The organism is Pseudoxanthomonas sp. X-1 (assembly GCF_020042665.1).
Lineage (GTDB): Bacteria > Pseudomonadota > Gammaproteobacteria > Xanthomonadales > Xanthomonadaceae > Pseudoxanthomonas_A > Pseudoxanthomonas_A spadix_A.
On sequence record NZ_CP083376.1, the window covers coordinates 420,174 to 437,752 of the forward strand.

Consider the following 17,579-nt stretch of genomic DNA (forward strand, 5'->3'; position numbering starts at 1 on the left):
GGTGGCGGCCCAGCTGAAAGACCAGGAGCACCGCCATGTCCGCCACCGCCTTCGCCCTGTCGCCCACTGCCCGCGCCGCCACCCCCGGCCTGGCGCTGACCGCCCAGGCGCCCGGCCAGGACGCGCTGCTGCCGGCCGGCCTGCTGGGCCTGCTGACCTCGCTGCACCGGGCGATCGAGCCCGAGCGCCAGGCCCGCCTGGCCGCCCGTGTCGCCCGCCAGGCCGCGTTCGACGGCGGCGCCTTGCCGGACTTCCGCGCCGACACCGCGCAGATCCGCGAGGGCGACTGGACCGTGGCGCCGATCCCCGCCGCACTGGCCGACCGCCGCGTGGAGATCACCGGCCCGACCGACCCGAAGATGGTCATCAACGCGCTGAACTCCGGCGCCAGGGTGTTCATGGCCGACTTCGAGGATTCGACCTCGCCGACCTGGGCCAACCTGCTGACCGGCCAGCGCGCGCTGATCGGCGCGGTCGACGGCGATCTGACCTTCCAGGCGCCGGCGGCCGGCGACAAGCCGGGCAAGCGCTACACGCTCAAGCCCGCCGACGAACAGGCGGTGCTGATCGTGCGTCCGCGCGGCTGGCACCTGGACGAGAAGCACGTGCTGGTCGACGGCGCGCCGATCGCCGGTGGCCTGTTCGACGTGGCCACCTTCGCCTTCCACAACGCCCGCGCGCTGCAGGCCAGGGACCGCGGCCCGTATTTCTACCTGCCCAAGCTGCAGTCGATGGAGGAGGCGGCGCTGTGGGAGACCGCGCTGTCGCACATCGAGGCGACCCTGGGCCTGCCGCAGGGGCAGATGAAGGTCACCGTGCTGATCGAGACGCTGCCGGCGGCCTTCGAGATGCACGAGATCCTGTACGCGCTGCGCGGCCGCATCGTCGGCCTGAACTGCGGCCGCTGGGACTACATCTTTTCCTACATCAAGACCTTCCGCGCCCACCCCGACCGCGTGCTGCCCGAGCGCGGCCAAGTCACCATGACCCAGCCGTTCCTGAAGGCCTATTCCGAGCTGCTGATCCAGACCTGCCACCGGCGCGGCGCGCATGCGATGGGCGGCATGGCCGCGCAGATCCCGATCAACAACGACCCGGCGGCCAACGAGCAGGCCATGGCCCGCGTGCGCGCCGACAAGCTGCGCGAGGTCACCGCCGGCCACGACGGCACCTGGGTCGCGCACCCGGCGCTGATCCCGGTGGCGATGGAAATCTTCGATGCGCACATGCCCGGCGCCAACCAGCACGGCGTGGCCCGCGCCGACGTGCACGTCGGCCGCGACGACCTGATCCGCCCGTCCACCGGCACCATCACCCGCGCCGGGTTCGAGGGCAACGTCGAGGTCTGCGTGCGCTACCTGGCCGCCTGGCTGGATGGCAACGGCTGCGTGCCGATCCACTGGCTGATGGAGGACGCGGCCACCGCCGAGATCTCGCGCACCCAGATCTGGCAGTGGCTGCACACCGACGGCCTGCACCTGGACGATGGCACCGCCATCGACCTGGCGCTGCTGGAGACCACGCTCAAGCGCCTGCCCACCCGCCTGGGCGATGCCGCGCTGCCCGGCGCGGCCAAGGTGCCGCAGGCCATCGCCCTGCTGGATCAGCTCTCGCGCAGCGACACGCTGGCCGAGTTCCTGACCCTGCCGGCCTACGCGCAGATCGATTGAAGCCGGGTTCGGGCTTCGGATCGAAGAAGCCTGCCCAGCCCTTCCCCGTATCCCGCTTGTACCCCCATTCGACGGGCATCCGTCAACGACCGGAGAAGCACCATGAGCACTCGCCAGGAACAGATCGACGCCCTGCAGAAGGACTGGAGCACCAACCCGCGCTGGAGCGGCGTCAAGCGCAACTACAGCGCCGCCGACGTCGTGCGCCTGCGCGGCAGCGTGCAGCCCGAGCATACCCTGGCCAAGCGCGGCGCCGAGAAGCTGTGGAAGCTGGTCAACGGCGAGGCCAGGAAGGGCTACGTCAACGCCTTCGGCGCCATCAGCGCCGGCCAGGCGATGCAGCAGGCCAAGGCCGGCCTGGAGGCGGTCTACCTGTCCGGCTGGCAGGTGGCCGCCGACGGCAACACCTCCGAGACCATGTATCCGGACCAGTCGCTGTACGCCTACGACTCGGTGCCGACCATGGTCCGCCGCATCAACAACACCTTCCAGCGCGCCGACGAGATCCAGTGGAAGAACCTCTGCGACGGCAAGCTGGAGGAGAAGGACGCGATCGACTTCTTCCTGCCCATCGTCGCCGACGGCGAGGCTGGCTTCGGCGGCGTGCTCAACGCCTACGAGCTGATGAAGAACATGATCATCGCCGGCGCGGCGGGCGTGCACTTCGAGGACCAGCTGGCGGCGGTGAAGAAGTGCGGCCACATGGGCGGCAAGGTGCTGGTGCCCACCCAGGAGGCCATCCAGAAGCTGCAGGCCGCGCGCCTGGCCGCCGACGTGCTGGGCGTGCCGACCATCGTGCTGGCCCGCACCGATGCCGAGGCCGCCAACTTGCTGACCTCCGACTTCGATCCCAACGACAAGCCCTTCGTCAACGGCGAGCGCACCAGCGAGGGCTTCTACCGCGTCAGGAACGGCCTGGAACAGGCCATCAGCCGCGGCGTGGCCTATGCGCCGCATGCCGACCTGGTGTGGTGCGAGACCGGTACCCCGGACCTGGGCTTCGCCCGCGAGTTCGCCCAGGCCGTGCATGCGGCCAGCCCGGGCAAGCTGCTGAGCTACAACTGCTCGCCCTCGTTCAACTGGAAGAAGAACCTGGACGACGCCACCATCGCCCGCTTCCAGGACGAACTGTCGGCGCTGGGCTACAAGTACCAGTTCATCACCCTGGCCGGCATCCACATCAACTGGTTCAACACCTTCAAGTTCGCCCACGACTACGCGCGCGGCCAGGGCATGAAGCACTACGTCGAGCAGGTGCAGCAGCCGGAATTCGAGGCCCGCGAGCAGGGCTACACCTTCGTCAGCCACCAGCAGGAAGTCGGCGCCGGCTACTTCGACGACGTCACCACCGTCATCCAGGGCGGCAGCTCCAGCGTGACCGCGCTGACCGGCTCGACCGAGGAGGAGCAGTTCTACGAACACAAGGCGGCCTGAGCCTCGGCGCCTTGATCCAGGCAGGACGTCCGGCCCCGGAGCGTGTGCTGGACCTTGAGAGGAGCGCCGTTGCGCAGGCGACCAACGCGGGCAGCGGCGCTCGCCTTGGCTCGACGCGGGCTGGGAGGCTCGCGCTCCACTCAACGGGGCATCGCACGCTCCGGCGCCGGACGCTTCGGCAGCACCCCGCAGCACCGCTTCACACGATCAAAAAAACCCACCAGCGTCGTTCACCCACTGAGAAAGGTGCGCCATGCTTCGAGCCCGTCACGACAACCGCTACCGCGGCCAGGATGCGTTGATGTTCCGGGGCGATCGCCCCGGCATCGCCATGCTGGCCTCCATGCTGGATCACCTGGCCTCCAGTCCGCGCCCCGACGCGGTCGGCCGCCGACATGCCATCCCTGGCGTGCCCAACGTCAGCCTGGAGGTGACCGATTCGGTCTCCCGGCTGATGCTGGACAGCGCCTGTCCCACGCCGTTCGTGTGGCAGCTCAAGTGGACCGACTTGGCCGACTGCGGCGCCAGGCTTGGCGCCCTGGCCGGCGAGGCCCGTGGCCAGCTGCGCATCCAGGGCGAGCGCGACGACCTGCAGCTGGTCTTGGCGATGGGCGAAGACGCCTGACCTGAGGCACAGCCTGGGGCGACAGGATCCGGGTGGGAGCCGCCACGGCGGCGATGGGGCGTTCCCAATGAAGCCCCTCGCCGCCATGGCGGCTCCCACCCCGCACGGCCCACCCCCAGTACGCCGGCCATCGGTCCTCGTGACTTCAGGCACGCGCCCGCATCCGGCGGTCGCGCGGAAGCTGCCTGCCGGTTGGCAGACAGGACGTTCACGAAGATGCGCAAGCGATGGCAGGTGGTGATGCTGGCATGCCTGGCGCCTGCTGCCTGGGCGCAGCAGGCGAATGCGCCCGCCGACCAGGCGCCTCAGGCCCAGGCGGCGACCGACAAGCCGCAGCCTGACGCTTCGCAGGAAGGCCGGCACGACCGCCGGCCGCACGTGTCCTCGCGCCAGTGCGGTCTGGGGACCGACTTCAACGTGCTGGCCGACAGCGGCGGCATCTGGCTGTACCGCGACAGCGGCTCGCCGCGTGAGATCTTCTTCCACGGCGGCGAGCTGAGCGTGGACCGCAAGCTGCGCCCGGTCAGCGCCGCCGATGCGCAGCGGCTGTGGCAGATGGAAAGCCAGGCCCGCGCCCTGATGCCGAAGGTCGCCGGGCTCGCCAACGAGGTGGCCGACCTGAGCTACGACGCACTGGGCGGGGTGATCGAGATCATGACGGGCAGCTGGCTCAATGCACGCAAGATCGAGCGCATGCGCAAACAGGCCCATGACTATGTCGATGGCACCTTGGGCAAAGGCCGCTGGGAACAGGATGCCTTCGGCGGCAATTTCGAGCGCTATGTCGAGGACCAGGCCGAGGCGTTCAAGGGCAGCATCGCCAGGCACCTGCTGTTCCAGATCTTCACCGGGCGCAGCGAGGCCATCGACGAACGCGCCGAGCGCATGGGCGATGAACTGGATGCCAAACTCGAAGCGCGCAGCGAGGCGATCGAGGCCCAGGCCGAGGCGATGTGCGACCAGGTCGACCAGCTGCGCGCGCTGCAGGACGCGCTCGAGTTCCGCTACGAGGGCAAGCCCCTCGAACTGCTGGAACCGATCGAGGACCACGCCGCCGCCGATGCGGCGGAAGATGCCGAGAAGGGCGACGCGCCGGACCGCGAGGGCGCCAGTTCAAGGAAGACCTCCGCCGCAACCGAAGATGCGCCGCGCGACACCACGATCAAGCCTCAAAGCCTTCCTCGCCGTTGACCGCGCACTCGGGGAGCCGCCCTTGCGGGTTTGGCCAACGACGGCGATGGGGCCTGCTGAGGGCGCTCGCTCCTTGATGTGACCGTACTTCAGCGGCACAGGCTGCCCGCACACTGCGGGTTGGTCATTTCGCTCATCACGTCGTTGCACGGGGCCGATGCCTGCTCGCTCACGCCGCATGGGCCTGCGGCGCGGTCGCCTGCTGCCGATAGCTCAGGGCCTCGGTCAGGTGCGCGGTGGCGATGGGTTCGCTTCCTGCCAGATCGGCGATCGTGCGGGCCACGCGCAGGGTGCGCTGCATGGCGCGCGCGGACAGCTGCAGCTGGTCGATTGCGCGCTCCAGCAGGCCTTGGTCGGGCGGCGTGAGCCGGCAATGGGCGAGGGTCTGGGCCTGGTCCAGGCGCGCATTGAGCACCCCGGCGCGTCGCAGCTGCCGCGCCCGCGCGGCGGCGACGCGGGCGCGCACGGTCGTGCTGTCCTCGCCGGCCGGTGCATCCGGGCGCAGCGCCTGCGGGGGCAGGCGCGCGACATCGACCTGCAGATCGATCCGGTCCAGCAGCGGGCCGGAGATGCGGCCGCGGTAGCGGGCGATGCGCTCGGTGGTGCACTGACAGCGACCGCTGGCATCGCCGGCCCAGCCGCACGGACAGGGATTCATCGCCGCCACCAGCTGGAAGCGCGCGGGAAACTCGGCGCTGCGCGCCGCGCGCGCGACGGTGACCGTGCCCGACTCCAGCGGCTCGCGCAGCACCTCCAACGCGCGCCGGTCCCATTCGGTCAGCTCATCGAGGAACAGCACGCCGTGGTGCGCCAGCGACACCTCGCCGGGCCGCGGCAGCGCACCGCCGCCGACCAGCGCCACCGCGCTGGCGGTGTGGTGCGGACTGCGGAACGGACGCTGGCGCCAGCGCGTCGGATCCAGGCCGCGGCCGCTGACCGAGGCGATGACGGCGCTCTCCAGCGCTTCGTCCTCGCTGGCCTCGGGCAGCAGGCCGGGCAGGCGCGAGGCCAGCAAGGTTTTGCCGCAGCCGGGCGAACCGACGAACAGCAGGTGGTGGCCACCGGCCGCGGCGACTTCCAGCGCGCGCCGGGCGTGCAGCTGGCCGCGCACGTCGCGCAGGTCCGGCATCGGCCAGGGCGTGACCGGTTCGGCGACGGCCGCTGTCGGCGCGCGTGCACCGCGCAGCATGGCGCAGACCTCCAGCAGGGTGCGCGCGGTGCAGGCCTGGCCGGTGGCCACCAGCGCGGCCTCGGCGCCATTGCCCGCCGGCACGATCAGGCGCCGGCCCGCGTCGCGCGCGGCCAGCACCGCCGGCAGCACGCCATCGATGCTGCGCAGCTCGCCGGTCAGGCCCAGTTCGCCGACGAACTCCCAGTCGGCCAGGGCCTGGCGGTCGATCTGGCCGCTGGCCGCCAGCAGGCCCAGTGCGATCGGCAGGTCGAAGCGACCGCCGTCCTTGGGTAGGTCGGCCGGGGCCAGGTTGACGGTGATGCGGCGTGCGGGGAACTCGAACTGCGCGCACAGCAGCGCCGCGCGCACCCGGTCGCGGCTCTCGCGCACGGCCGCCTCGGGCAGGCCGACGATGTGCGTGGACGGCAGGCCGCCGGAGAGGTGGACTTCGACCTGCACGCCGGGCGCTTGCACGCCGCAGCGCGCCCGGCTGTGGACCAGGGCCAGACTCATGGGGACGCTCCGTGTCCGCCGGAAGGAGGGAACCGTCAGCTGCGCGGGGTGACGCGCGCCTCCAGCGCGGCCAGCTCGCGCTCCAACGCGTCGAGCTTCTCGCGGGTGCGCAGCAGCACCGCGCGCTGCACCTCGAACTCCTCGCGCGTGACCAGGTCCAGCTTGGCCAGGCCTGACTGCAGGGCGCTCTTGAAGGTGCGCTGCAGGTCCTCGCGCGATTCGCGCAGGCCCGGCGGCACCAGCTCGCTCAGGCGGCGGGCGAGGTCATCGAGGGGATTGAGATCGATCATGGCAGGCTCCGTGGGCTCATGGCCAAGGTCGCATGCGCCCTGCGCGCGCCACCATCGGCCGGGCGCGCGCCGGCGGGTCGGAAAAGTCCGATGCCGCGCGCGCCGGTTCGCGCACATTATCGTGGAAGCGACGTGTCCTTCGCCGTCATGCGTCAGTGTCGACGATTCCGAGACGGGCCCGCGCAGCGGGCTTCGTCTCACCGGTGGGAGCTTGTCGATGCAAGGTCGAACGCGACCCGCGAGAGGCGCCCCCGCCGGGGTCGCTGGTGAGCGCGCAGATCTTGTGGGCTCGAGGCCTGGCCCGCTCGCCTCGCCATTGCGACCAGCGCCTATCGTCGCGAATCGTCAATCGGGCCGGTCGTGTTGGCCGAAGGCGACCAGCGATATGCCAGCGACGAGCTCCCACAGGATGATGGTGTAGACGCTCCCACGCTCCCAGAGGCCGTCCGCCACGGCCGCGATCCCGAGCGCGTTGTGCGCAAACAGCCCGACCAGCGAGAGAAGACCGAACACGGCGATGGCGATGCTGAAGCCGCGGAAGCCGCGCCCGCCGATCGCGAAGCCTCCGGCCGCCGCGGCCAGGTTTCCGCAGATGATCGCGAATGCGGCGCCGATGCCGTGGAAGATGGCCATGCCGGATTGGATGGCCTGCTCGCTGCCCGGCACGGCGGCCACGAGAATGATGCCGGCGGCGTGCAGCGCCGACAGCGCTACCCATCCCGTCGTCTTCCGGGACCCGCGCGTCAGCGCACGGGCGGCCACGAGAGCCGCGATCAGGAAGCAGACGCCCTGCAGGACGAAGCCGGTGTTCATCACCCAGCTCAGCGGCGAATCGAGATGCCGGCCGTCCACGGCACCCACGTCGGGCACGCCGAGGTCGCTGATGTAGTTCGTCGCATAGCTGTAGCCGGGAAACGCGGTGGACGCCACGTACTCCGCGGCCACGTAGATCACGCCGGCGGCGATCCACAGCGCGCCGGCGAGGCGCCGAGCGGCGTTGGACGGGGCCACACGCGCTTCGCCGTCCATCGCATCCACGAGATGTTCCTGCCTTTGATTCATCGAGATGGGCTCCAAAATCGGCGATGCCGGCATCATGTCAGGCGCGCAGCGGCGGCCGCGTAGTCTGCTCCTGTGCAACGTAGGTCGCAGTCTTCAGCGTTCTGATCCTGCAGGCGTCCGCGCTCGCCTTGATGGTGCAGCGCCCGGATCCGCTGCAGAAGCGGTCACGCCGTTGAGCCGGATGGATCTGGGGGAGTGGCCGAACCAGCGCAGGCAGCTGCGGCTCAGGACCGACTGGTCTGCCAGGCCGAGAATGTCTGCGACGTGCGCCAGCGGCACATCGGTCTCGGTCAGCCAGTACCGGGCAAGCCTGCGGCGGACCTGCTCAAGAATGTCCGAGAAGGAGACGCCTTCGGCTTCCAGCCGTCTTTGCATGGTGCGCGGCGTCAGGCCCAGCAGCTTGGCGACGATGTCGCGGCGACCGCGTGTGCTTGAGAGCGCGTGGCCCAGGATGTCCTCGACCCGTCCGCCGACCGAGTTCTCCCGACCTTCGAAGGCCAGCCGCAGATACTCGACGCCCAGCCGATGCAGCGCCTCGACGGCGCCGGATAGGCTGCGTTTGAGGAAGGACGCGGGAATCGCCAGCTCGATCTGTGTGCCCTGAAAGCGCACGGTTGGACCGAACGTGCGGACATAACGCTCCAGCGGCGCCTGCGGCACGCCCGGCAGCGTCATCTGGATCGTCGGGATATCGGTCTGCGCCAGAAACGTTACGAAGTGGTGGAGGTCGGCGGCGCAGAGATCGGTGAGCTGCCGCCGCGGCAGCCAGTTGGGCGTCAACACGATCAGGCGCAGCGTGGCCTGTCCCGGGCCAGGTGCGCCATCGATGAGCGTCAGCCGCATCCCGGTGCTGTGGGCATGCAGGAAGCGGCTCCCGACCAGCATGGCCTCGCGCATCGTCGAGGCGTTCTGCATCGCGATCGCCAGCGGGCCCAGCACGCTGATGTCCTGCAGATCGGCGATCCGCAAGCCCAGGTCGGGCTGACCTGTACGCTGCGCGCCCTGTTCGAGCAGCGCCGCATAGGCCGGCAGCGAGATGCGCTGTTCCTCATCGGTCAGGGCGGCCCGCGGAATGCCGACCTGATCGAGCATTGGTTCGATCGCGATCTTCCGCTCGCGCAGCATCGCGGCCAGCCCCCGCATGCCAGCGGCGCGCACCAGTGTGGACATGGCTCGAATTGCAAAAAAATTGGCTCCAAATGTCAAGAGCCAGGACGGGGCGACGCGCATCGTGCTTCCCGGGCGGAGGGCCCGGGAGGCGACGCAATGAACGAGACGATTGACGTGTTGATCATCGGTGCCGGGGTGTCCGGCATCAATATGGCCTGTCGGTTGAAGGCGGAGCAGCCGCATCGGCGGTTCCTCGTCCTCGAGCGCCGTGAGCGCATCGGCGGGACCTGGGATCTGTTCCGCTATCCCGGCGTGCGCTCGGATTCGGACATGTTCACTTATGGCTTTCAGTTCAAGCCCTGGCGGGACTACCGGACCTTGGCCGATGGCGAAAGCATCAGGAGATATCTGCGCGACACCGCGCGCGACACGGGCGTGCTGGACCAGATCGAGTACGGGATCCACTGCACCAGCGCCGAGTGGGACAGCCGCGAGCAGCGTTGGACGGTCACCGCAGTCCAGGCGCCGGGCGGGGAGGTCGTGCATTACAAGGCGCGCTTCATCGTCAGCTGCCAGGGCTACTTCAGCCACGATCAGGGCTATCAGCCGCAGTTCGAGGGCCAGGCGCGTTTCCAGGGCCAGCTGATCCATCCGCAGCAGTGGCCGGAGAACCTGGACTACACCGGCAAGAAGGTCGTGGTCATCGGCAGTGGGGCCACGGCGGTGACCCTGGTCCCGGCGCTGGCCGAGAAAGCGGCCGCGGTGACCATGCTGCAGCGCTCGCCGACGTACATCTTTTCTCTGCCTGGCTGGGACCGGATAACCCAGGTGCTGTCCAAGATCCTTCCGTTCGGCTGGAGCTTCGCACTGGCGCGCAAGCGCAACCTGCATCTCTGGCAGACCACCTATCGGCTATGCAAGCGTTATCCGAAGGCCGCGCGGAAGTTCTTCGTGGGCCAGGCGCGGCGTCACCTGGGCGAGCGCTTCACGCAAAAGGATTTCAATCCTCGCTACGAGCCCTGGGACCAGCGTCTTTGCGCGGTGCCCGATGCCAACCTCTTCACGGCCATCCGTTCGGGCAAGGCCAGCGTGGTGACCGACGGCATCGCAGGCTTCACTGCCGACGGCATCCGCCTCGTCTCGGGCAAGGAGCTCAAGGCCGACATCGTGGTCACCGCCACCGGGCTGGCCCTGCAGCTGTTTGGCGGAATGCGTATCAGCGTGGATGGCGCACCCTATGACGCGTCCCGGAAGATGATCTACAAGAGCGTCCTGCTGCAGGATCTTCCGAACTTCGGCTGGGTCTTCGGCTACATCAACCTGTCCTGGACCATGAAGGCGGACATGTCCAGCCTGTACCTGTGCAGGCTCCTGGACTACCTGGATCAGACAGGCGCCAGCGTGGTGATTCCGCGCGATCGCCAGGGCATGGCGCTGGAGAGCAGCGTCATGGAGCAACTCAGTGCTGGCTACGTGCAGCGCGACAAGCACCTGTTGCCGCGGCAGGGGCGGGCGCAGCCATGGATGGTCCGAAATCACTATCACCAGGACCGGAAGATGATGCTCGAGATGCCCATCGCCGATCCACAGCACCCAGAAACCATAGCGCCCCTGCAGAAATTCGCGCATGCGGCTTGAGGCAGGACGACATGCGCGCGCATGTTCTGCTGGTGCATGGCGCCTGGCATGGGGCCTGGTGCTGGGAAGAGAAGCTGGCGCCCTGGCTGCGTGCGCAAGGACATCGCGTCCAGGCGCTGGATCTGCCGGGGCATGGCCGTTCCGGTCCGGCGCGCCTGCCGGCGATTCCGATCCGTGCCTACGTGGACAAGGTGGCCGAGTGCGTAAGCGCCAGTCGCGTCCCGGTCATCGTCGCGGGTCATTCCATGGGTGGCTTCGTGGTGCAGAAGCTCATGGAGCGGCGGCCCGCACGGCTGGCCGGTGTCGCGCTGTTCGCCAGCGTGCCGCCGTCCGGAGTGATCGGTGTTGTCCTGAGGCTGCTTCGCCATCGGCCGCTGGACCTGGCGCGCGCGGTGGTCGGCATGGACTTGTACCGGCTCGTGCGCGCGCCGCAACTGGCCCAGGCCATGTTCTATGCGGGTCTCACTGATGCGGCGCTGGGGGAGCGCTACTGGGGACGGCTACAGAACGAGTCCTTTCGCGCCTTCCTGGACATGCTGGTGCTGGATCTGCCGCGGCCGTCGCGGGTCGATCCGGCGTTGCCGAAATGGGTGATCGGTGGCCAGTTCGACGCGGTTTTTCCGCCTCGAGAGATCGTCCGTACCGCAAAGACCTATGGTGTAGCGCCGGTCTTCTATCCCTGCGGCCACAACCTGATGCTGGATGCGGACTGGGAAGCGGTGGCGCGTGACTTTTCCGCGTGGATAGACTCGCTTATCGAGCGGGCCTGAACTTCCGAGGACGAGCCCCGCCGCGCAGGGCGGCGGGCGCTGGGCTCAGGCCTTGCTCCAGGCGTAGAAGCGCTTCCAGCCGTTGCGCACGCCGCTCACCCACGGGCGCTGAGCGACCACGCGCGCGCGCATGCCGGTGATCTCGCGTCCGGTCAGGCGGCGCTGGATCTTCAGTGCGTTGGCCAGGTCCGAGCGGCGCAGTTCGCGCAGCAGGGGCAGGCGCATCATCCAGCGCGGCAGGCGCATGGCCGAGGCGTAGTCCAGCAGGACCAGCGTGCCGCCGCTGACCATCAGGTTGGAGGTGTGCAGGTCGTTGTGGGTGATGCCGGCGGCGTGCAGCTGGGCGATCATCGCGCGCAGCTGGCGGAACAGCGTCTTGCCGGCGTCCATCGCCTCGCTGCCCAGCACCGTGCCGGAGACGAACTCCATGCCCAGCAGCAGGCCGCCGGCGGTGCCCAGCAGCATCGGCGCGTGGCGCCAGCCGGCCAGATGCCGGAGCATGCGTGCCTCACGCCAGACCAGCAGCCGCGCCAGCAGCGCCATCGGGGTGCCGGCATAGCGGCGGTAGTCCTTGACCACCACCGGACGGCCCTCGTAGGGCGTGACGTAGACGTCCGGCTCGAGGACACGCTCGCCGCGCTTGAGCAGCTTGGCGGTGGCCGGCAGCCGGGCGCCGGGATGGAAGGGAAGCAGGGCGGTGTTCATGATCGTTTGCCTCGCGCTTGGTGTCGGTGGGGGGGTACGGGGGGACCGACAGCGCCGGGAATTACTGAACTTTTTGGTTCGGCAAACAATTCTAACGTCTTTCCGACATCGGGGTGTAACGAAATTCCGACAGAGACTGTTCCGCGGAAGGGCGTGATCGGACGTCCCGAGTGCCAATGGCCAGCCCCGGGGCGCGGAGGCTCGGTGGGAGCCGCCATGGCGGCGAGGGCTTTCCCAGGGCGGCTCAGGCGCCGGAAATCAGCCCCTCGCCGCTCCGAACGCCCTCGTCCGTTCCGCCCTGGGCCCCAAAAAACGCAAGCGGGGCGCGGACTTGCGTCCGCGCCCCGCCCGGGGTCACACCCATCTGGCCTAGGCGATCAGAAGTCCGCGCCGAAGGTCAGGAAGTACTGGCGCGGCGCATCGGCATGGATGGCGTAGCGCGTCCCGGCCGGGTCGGTCGGGGCGAACGAGCTCAGCTGGCCGGCGTAGCGCTTGTCGGTCAGGTTGGCCACGTTGAAGGACACCCGCACGTTGCGCAGGCCCAGGCCGGGTCCGAAGTCGTAGCCGGTGCCGAAGTCGAAGGTGGTCACGCCCGGCACCGACTGATCGTTGGTGTAGGTGTAGTAGCGCTTGCCGGTGTACTTGCCGCGCAGGCTGACGTTCCAGCCGTCGCCGCGCCAGCTCAGTTCGCTGGAGGCCATGCGCTGGGGCGTGTCGACGGTGATCTTGTCGGCCACCGGCACCACCTGGCCGCCGGAGACGTAGTCGTCCTCGTAGGTGCTCTTGTTCCAGGACAGCGCGTTGTACCACTCGAAGCCCGCGCCGGGCTTGAGAATGAAGGTCAGCTCGGCGCCGTTGCTCTTGACCGAGCCGACGTTGACGAACTTGGTGACGCACTCCGGGCGCGTGCCGACCTCGATGCTCGAACACGGGTTGAGCGAGAGCAGGCGGTTGTCGAAGATCACGTGGTAGGCCGCCAGCGAGGCCTGGTAGCGCTCGCCGAAGGTGCGCCAGCCGGCTTCCAGCGTGCGCGACTTCTCCGGCTCCAGGCCCTTGGCCGCGGCGAAGGACTGCGGGGTGACCTGGAGCGGGCCGCCGCTGCCGCCGCCGACGAAGGCGGCGATGTTCTGCGCGTAGGAGGCGAACAGCTCGTTGTCCTGGTTCAGCCTGAAGCCCAGGCCGACCTGCGGCAGGGCGCTCTTCTTGGCCACCAGGGTGCCGCTGGCCACCAGCGTTTCCACGCCGGGCTTGGCCTTGGCGGTCATCTCGGTGCGCGGACTCTTGATGCCCACGTCCACGGTCAGGCGGTCGTCGAGGAAGCGCATCCGGTCCTGCACGTAGAACTGGCGGGTGCGGATGGTGTAGTCCTGGTCGAACAGGCGGCGATTGGGCCGGTTGAGGTAGAAGTCGTCCAGGAACGGGCCGCTGACGTAGTAGAAATTGCGCTCGACGTTGTGGTCGTTGTACTCGTACCACAGGCCCGCCTCCAGTTCGTGCAGGCCCCAGCGCCAGTTCAGCGCCGCGGTGCCGCCGGTGCGGTTGATGGTGTAGTTGGTCGAGCGGATCGAGATCGGAAGCGCCTGCGGCGTGTTGGGATAGGAGGGCTGGCCCGGCGCCCACCAGTGGCCCTGGCCGCGGTTCTCGTGGTGGTAGGCCAGCAGTTTCAGATGGGCCTCGCCGCCCAGGGCGATGTCGCCATCGAGTGCGTAGAGGTTGTCGTCGCGCAGCGCGCGGCTCTGGTAGTAGGCGTCGTCGATGCTGTTGACCCCGCCGCTGAAGCGGCAGCGCGCGGCGTTGTAGGTCGCCGGTGCGCAGTAGGCCGCGGCCACGGCGCGGTCCCAGTCCGGGGCGTAGATGTTCCAGTCCCAGCCCAGGCCGCGGGCGAGCATGCTCTTGGACAGGTAGGAATAATTGGGCTGGTTGACGCGCGAGGTGGCGATGAACGCGCCGAAACGGTTGTCGCCCACGTTCCACACCGCCTTGGCGTTGAACTGCCTGGTCTTCTGCGCCTGGTGCGGCGGCGCCCACGTGTCGGCGTCCTGGCGCACGGCGGAGACGTAGGCCGAGAAGCCGTGCAGGTCGCCGGTGTCGGCGCGCAGGTAGGTGCGGTTCTGGTGGTCGCTGCCGATGGTCTGCTGCAGGCGGCCGCCGGCCTCGGTGTCCGGATCCTGCGAGTAGTACTGCAGGGTGCCGCCCAGGTTGCTGGTGGAGGCCACGCCGAGCGAGCCGATGCCCTGCGACAATTCGACGCCGGCGAGGTTCTCGGGGATCAGCGCGCGCGAGATGCTCAGACCGTTGTAGTTGCCGTAGCTGTTGTCGCCCAGCGGGATGCCATCGAGCGTATAGCCCAGGCGGCTCTTGTCGAAGCCGCGCAGGGTGATGGACTGCGATTCCTCGTTGGCGCCGAAGGCGTCGTTGGACTGCACCGACACGCCCGGCAGCTTGTCCAGCAGCTTCTGCCCGCTGGTGCCCGGCGGCAGCACCTGCTTGTCGACCTGGGTGATGCGCTGCACCTGGCGGGTTTCGCCGCGGCCGATGACCGACACGCTGTCCAGCGTCTTGGCGGTGGTGTCGGCGTCGGCCGGCGCGGCGGGCGGGGTGTCGTCGGTGGCGTAGGCGTTCGCGGCGCACAAGGCGAGCGACACCGCGACCGTCAGGGAGCGGATGTGCATGTTCGAAGCGTCGTTGGTGAGGGGAGGCGCGCGTGGGCGCCCGGACACCTTGACCGACGAACATGAAAGCTTTCTTACGAAGTGGACGCGGCGTTGCACGCGCGCCGGGCGATGCACGCGTTGTGACGGGAGGGCCGCGCAGGCGCTCAGCATTCCTCAGGGTTTATGCCAGCCGTCTACCGCTTGTCTTCCGAGAGCCGGGTCGTCGGTGAAGAAGCCATCCACGCCGGCATCGAGGAAGGCGCGCATCTCGCGGATCGAACCGGCGTCGCTGCGCGTGGCGGGTTCGCGGCCCTGCTGCAGGTCCTTGGGCAGGAAGGCGTTCTCGGGGCGGAAGGTGTAGGGCACCACCTTCAGGCCGGCCGCGTGCGCGTCGGCGATGATCGCGGTGGGCTTGCCCAGGTTGCCCTGGGCATCCAGCGGCAGCAGCATGCGGTTGGCGGGCCCGAGCAGCTGCGCGTACCGCGCGATGTCCTTCAGTCCCTGCGGGGTGAGCATGTGCGCGTAGGTGGTGCCGCCGCCGGCGGCCAGCACGTCGCCGGGACGCTCCTTCGGGTCGCCGATCAGCTGGACCAGGCGGACGTTGGGGTGCGTGTCACCCAGCAGGCCATGCAGCTGCTTGAGGTTGGCGATCTCGAAGGACTGGATCACCACCGGCGCGCTGCGCGTATAGGCATGCACGCCCAGGGTGGTGACGACCTTGGCCTCCATCGGCAGTCCGCGCTGCTGGAAGTAGGTCGGATGCTTGATCTCCGGGATCAGTCCGATCACGCGTCCGCGCGCGGCCGATTCGGCGGCGGTGAAGTCGATGATCTCGTCCAGGGTGACCAGCTGGAACTGGCCGTCGAAGGCGGTGCCGCGCAGCTTGGGCAGGCGTTCGCGTGCACGCAGGGTCTTCAGTTCGGCCAGGGTGAAGTCTTCGGTGAACCAGCCGGTGACGGTCTGGCCATCGATGGTCTTGGTGGTCTGGCGGGCGGCGAACTCGGGGTGCGCGGCCACGTCGGTGGTGCTGCCGATCTCGTTCTCGTGGCGCGCCAGCAGGGCGCCGTCCTTGCTGGAGACCAGGTCGGGTTCGATGTAATCGGCGCCGTCGGCGATGGCCTTGGCGTAGGAGGCCAGGGTGTGTTCGGGGCGCAGGGCGCTGGCGCCGCGGTGTCCGATCACCAGGAGCCGGTCGCTCGGCACCGGTTTCATTGGCGCGTCCTGTGCGGCGGCGTGGAGGGGCAGCGTGGCGCCCATGCAGGCCATCAGGAACAGGGTCGATCGCATCATGCACTCCTTGGAAGCAGGCGCGCGTGGTCGCCCCTGCGTGACCATGCAGCCTCGCATGCGGGGATGGCGTGTGGGTGACATTGCGTTACGTGCTGGGCCGGAGTTCCTCCGGAGACAGGGATTCTTTTGCCGATCGCGGGATTGCGGGATCGCAGTGCGGCGCTTGCGTTTCCTGGCTTCGGAGGGGCAGCGGGCCGGCGGGCGGTGTCCGCTTTTCCCTCAATCAGGGCATCCTGCCCTGATTCGGGCGCTCGGCTTCCTGCCTCGCTCGTCGCGGCCCCCGCCCGCCGGCCCGCTGCCTCGCGCTTCAAGTCGGAGGGCTTCGGTCAAAAGGAGGATCTGGTCGAAAGAGATCCTGAGCCCCTCTCCCATCGGGAGAGCTCGAAGTCGCGGCTAGCGACAGAGGGGGGAGGGTGCGGGCGAAGCCCGCAACACCCAGACCACTGGGTCCGGATCCAGCCGTCGCGGAGCCTTGGCAACAGGGGCGTGCAACGAAAAACGCCGCGCGGGCTGCCCCGCGCGGCGTTGGGTTGCGTCGCGCGCCCGGTTCGGGCGCGGGCGGGGCTCAGCCTTCGCCCAGCGCCTGGGCCACGAACGGCGGCGGCACCAGCGTGCCGGTGTGCTGGTGGGCGGTGTAGTACAGGGTCTGGAACGGCTTGGCCTGCGCGTCCTGGACGCGGAATGCGAAGTCCGCGCCGGCGTCCTTGGAGGCGATGGTCACGCTCCACCAGCCGGTCGGGTAGCACGGCTGCGGGAAGGGCAGGGTCTTGAACGCCTTGAAGCCCGCCTTGCCCATCTCCGCGCGCATGTCGCGGATCAGGTCCAGCAGCGCCAGCGGCGATTCGGACTGCTGCACCAGCAGGCCGTCGGGCTTGAGCGCCTTGAAGCAGCTTTCGAAGAACGCCTGGTTGAACAGCCCCTCGGCCGGGCCGATCGGGTCGGTGGAGTCCACGATCACCACGTCCACGCTGCCCGCCGGGCAGTTGGCCATGTAGGCCACGCCATCGTCGAACAGCAGCTCGGCGCGGGCATCGCCGTTGGATTCGCACAGCTCGGGGAAGTACTTCTCGGCCATGCGCGTGACCTGCTCGTCGATGTCGCACTGGGTCGCGCTTTCCACGCCCGGGTGCTTGAGCACCTCGCGCAGGGTGCCGCAGTCGCCGCCGCCGATGATCACCACGCGCTTGGGGTTCGGGTGGGTGAACAGCACCGGGTGGCTGATCATCTCGTGGTAGAAGAAGTTGTCCTTGGTGGTGAGCATCATCGCCCCGTCGATCACCATCAACTTGCCCCAGTCGGTGCTGTCGTAGATCTCGATCTTCTGGAACGGGGACTGCACTTCGTCCAGCTTGCCCTTCAGGCGGAAGCCGATGGCCGAGCCGGTCGGCTGGAAGTGTTCGATGTACCAGGCGTCGTTGTCGCTCATCGGGGGGCGGTCCGGGCAAAAAAGGGGCGC

The 17,579-nt window shown here is 68.9% G+C and carries 14 protein-coding genes; 6 read left to right on the forward strand and 8 right to left on the reverse strand.

Annotated elements, in window-relative coordinates:
- Nucleotides 1-35: 35 nt before the first annotated feature.
- From aceB to LAJ50_RS01860, 4 genes are all read left to right on the forward strand, one after another.
- Nucleotides 36-1,670 (forward strand): malate synthase A, encoded by a 1,635-nt coding sequence (aceB, locus tag LAJ50_RS01845; RefSeq protein ID WP_138652650.1) that lies wholly within the window; start codon nt 36-38, stop codon nt 1,668-1,670.
- A 102-nt stretch (nt 1,671-1,772) separates the two neighbouring features.
- Complete coding sequence (gene aceA / locus LAJ50_RS01850) at nt 1,773-3,104, forward strand: isocitrate lyase (protein ID WP_138652648.1); 1,332 nt, start codon at nt 1,773-1,775, stop codon at nt 3,102-3,104.
- Between the two features lie 253 nt (nt 3,105-3,357).
- Nucleotides 3,358-3,729: a hypothetical protein gene (locus LAJ50_RS01855; RefSeq protein WP_130551094.1), complete on the forward strand. Its 372-nt coding sequence runs from the start codon at nt 3,358-3,360 to the stop codon at nt 3,727-3,729.
- Between the two features lie 216 nt (nt 3,730-3,945).
- Nucleotides 3,946-4,920, forward strand: a complete 975-nt coding sequence (locus LAJ50_RS01860) for a DUF2884 family protein (protein WP_224096434.1) — start codon at nt 3,946-3,948, stop codon at nt 4,918-4,920.
- A gap of 169 nt (nt 4,921-5,089) precedes the next feature.
- Here LAJ50_RS01860 and LAJ50_RS01865 read toward each other — a convergent pair whose 3' ends face one another.
- The 4 genes from LAJ50_RS01865 to LAJ50_RS01880 all read right to left on the reverse strand — a co-directional run bounded on the left by LAJ50_RS01865 (nt 5,090) and on the right by LAJ50_RS01880 (nt 9,126).
- Nucleotides 5,090-6,604, reverse strand: coding sequence for a YifB family Mg chelatase-like AAA ATPase (locus LAJ50_RS01865; RefSeq protein ID WP_130551093.1), 1,515 nt, complete (start codon nt 6,602-6,604; stop codon nt 5,090-5,092).
- Nucleotides 6,605-6,639: 35 nt separating this feature from the next.
- Entirely contained in the window at nt 6,640-6,894 is a 255-nt protein-coding gene (locus tag LAJ50_RS01870) for an accessory factor UbiK family protein (RefSeq protein WP_130535466.1), read from the reverse strand.
- Between the two features lie 345 nt (nt 6,895-7,239).
- On the reverse strand, nt 7,240-7,956 hold the full coding sequence (locus tag LAJ50_RS01875) for a DUF998 domain-containing protein (RefSeq protein WP_205961524.1): 717 nt from the start codon (nt 7,954-7,956) through the stop codon (nt 7,240-7,242).
- Nucleotides 7,957-8,049: 93 nt separating this feature from the next.
- Complete coding sequence (locus LAJ50_RS01880) at nt 8,050-9,126, reverse strand: AraC family transcriptional regulator (protein WP_171044577.1); 1,077 nt, start codon at nt 9,124-9,126, stop codon at nt 8,050-8,052.
- Between the two features lie 96 nt (nt 9,127-9,222).
- On the opposite strand from LAJ50_RS01880, the gene LAJ50_RS01885 reads away from it, so the two are divergent.
- On the forward strand, nt 9,223-10,704 hold the full coding sequence (locus LAJ50_RS01885) for an NAD(P)/FAD-dependent oxidoreductase (protein ID WP_138652644.1): 1,482 nt from the start codon (nt 9,223-9,225) through the stop codon (nt 10,702-10,704).
- Nucleotides 10,705-10,715: 11 nt separating this feature from the next.
- Nucleotides 10,716-11,474 carry an alpha/beta fold hydrolase gene (locus tag LAJ50_RS01890; RefSeq protein WP_171044576.1) on the forward strand — a complete coding sequence of 253 codons (759 nt, stop codon included), beginning with the start codon at nt 10,716-10,718 and terminating at the stop codon, nt 11,472-11,474.
- 45 nt (nt 11,475-11,519) lie between these two features.
- Here LAJ50_RS01890 and LAJ50_RS01895 read toward each other — a convergent pair whose 3' ends face one another.
- The 4 genes from LAJ50_RS01895 to speE form a co-directional block, all read right to left on the reverse strand.
- Nucleotides 11,520-12,179 carry a kinase gene (locus LAJ50_RS01895; RefSeq protein WP_138652640.1) on the reverse strand — a complete coding sequence of 220 codons (660 nt, stop codon included), beginning with the start codon at nt 12,177-12,179 and terminating at the stop codon, nt 11,520-11,522.
- Nucleotides 12,180-12,556: 377 nt separating this feature from the next.
- Nucleotides 12,557-14,851 carry a TonB-dependent receptor gene (locus tag LAJ50_RS01900; protein WP_138652638.1) on the reverse strand — a complete coding sequence of 765 codons (2,295 nt, stop codon included), beginning with the start codon at nt 14,849-14,851 and terminating at the stop codon, nt 12,557-12,559.
- Between the two features lie 156 nt (nt 14,852-15,007).
- Complete coding sequence (locus LAJ50_RS01905; protein ID WP_138652636.1) at nt 15,008-16,123, reverse strand: glycerophosphodiester phosphodiesterase; 1,116 nt, start codon at nt 16,121-16,123, stop codon at nt 15,008-15,010.
- 565 nt (nt 16,124-16,688) lie between these two features.
- Nucleotides 16,689-17,549, reverse strand: a complete 861-nt coding sequence (gene speE / locus LAJ50_RS01910; RefSeq protein WP_130551088.1) for a polyamine aminopropyltransferase — start codon at nt 17,547-17,549, stop codon at nt 16,689-16,691.
- Nucleotides 17,550-17,579 lie beyond the last annotated feature (30 nt).

Coding starts and splice junctions, on each gene's coding strand:
- aceB (WP_138652650.1), top strand. CDS start 36: ATGTCCGCCACCGCCTTCGCCCTGTCGCCCACTGCCCGCGCCGCCACC.
- aceA (WP_138652648.1), top strand. CDS start 1,773: ATGAGCACTCGCCAGGAACAGATCGACGCCCTGCAGAAGGACTGGAGC.
- LAJ50_RS01855 (WP_130551094.1), top strand. CDS start 3,358: ATGCTTCGAGCCCGTCACGACAACCGCTACCGCGGCCAGGATGCGTTG.
- LAJ50_RS01860 (WP_224096434.1), top strand. CDS start 3,946: ATGCGCAAGCGATGGCAGGTGGTGATGCTGGCATGCCTGGCGCCTGCT.
- LAJ50_RS01865 (WP_130551093.1), bottom strand. CDS start 6,604: ATGAGTCTGGCCCTGGTCCACAGCCGGGCGCGCTGCGGCGTGCAAGCG.
- LAJ50_RS01870 (WP_130535466.1), bottom strand. CDS start 6,894: ATGATCGATCTCAATCCCCTCGATGACCTCGCCCGCCGCCTGAGCGAG.
- LAJ50_RS01875 (WP_205961524.1), bottom strand. CDS start 7,956: ATGAATCAAAGGCAGGAACATCTCGTGGATGCGATGGACGGCGAAGCG.
- LAJ50_RS01880 (WP_171044577.1), bottom strand. CDS start 9,126: ATGTCCACACTGGTGCGCGCCGCTGGCATGCGGGGGCTGGCCGCGATG.
- LAJ50_RS01885 (WP_138652644.1), top strand. CDS start 9,223: ATGAACGAGACGATTGACGTGTTGATCATCGGTGCCGGGGTGTCCGGC.
- LAJ50_RS01890 (WP_171044576.1), top strand. CDS start 10,716: ATGCGCGCGCATGTTCTGCTGGTGCATGGCGCCTGGCATGGGGCCTGG.
- LAJ50_RS01895 (WP_138652640.1), bottom strand. CDS start 12,179: ATGAACACCGCCCTGCTTCCCTTCCATCCCGGCGCCCGGCTGCCGGCC.
- LAJ50_RS01900 (WP_138652638.1), bottom strand. CDS start 14,851: ATGCACATCCGCTCCCTGACGGTCGCGGTGTCGCTCGCCTTGTGCGCC.
- LAJ50_RS01905 (WP_138652636.1), bottom strand. CDS start 16,123: ATGATGCGATCGACCCTGTTCCTGATGGCCTGCATGGGCGCCACGCTG.
- speE (WP_130551088.1), bottom strand. CDS start 17,549: ATGAGCGACAACGACGCCTGGTACATCGAACACTTCCAGCCGACCGGC.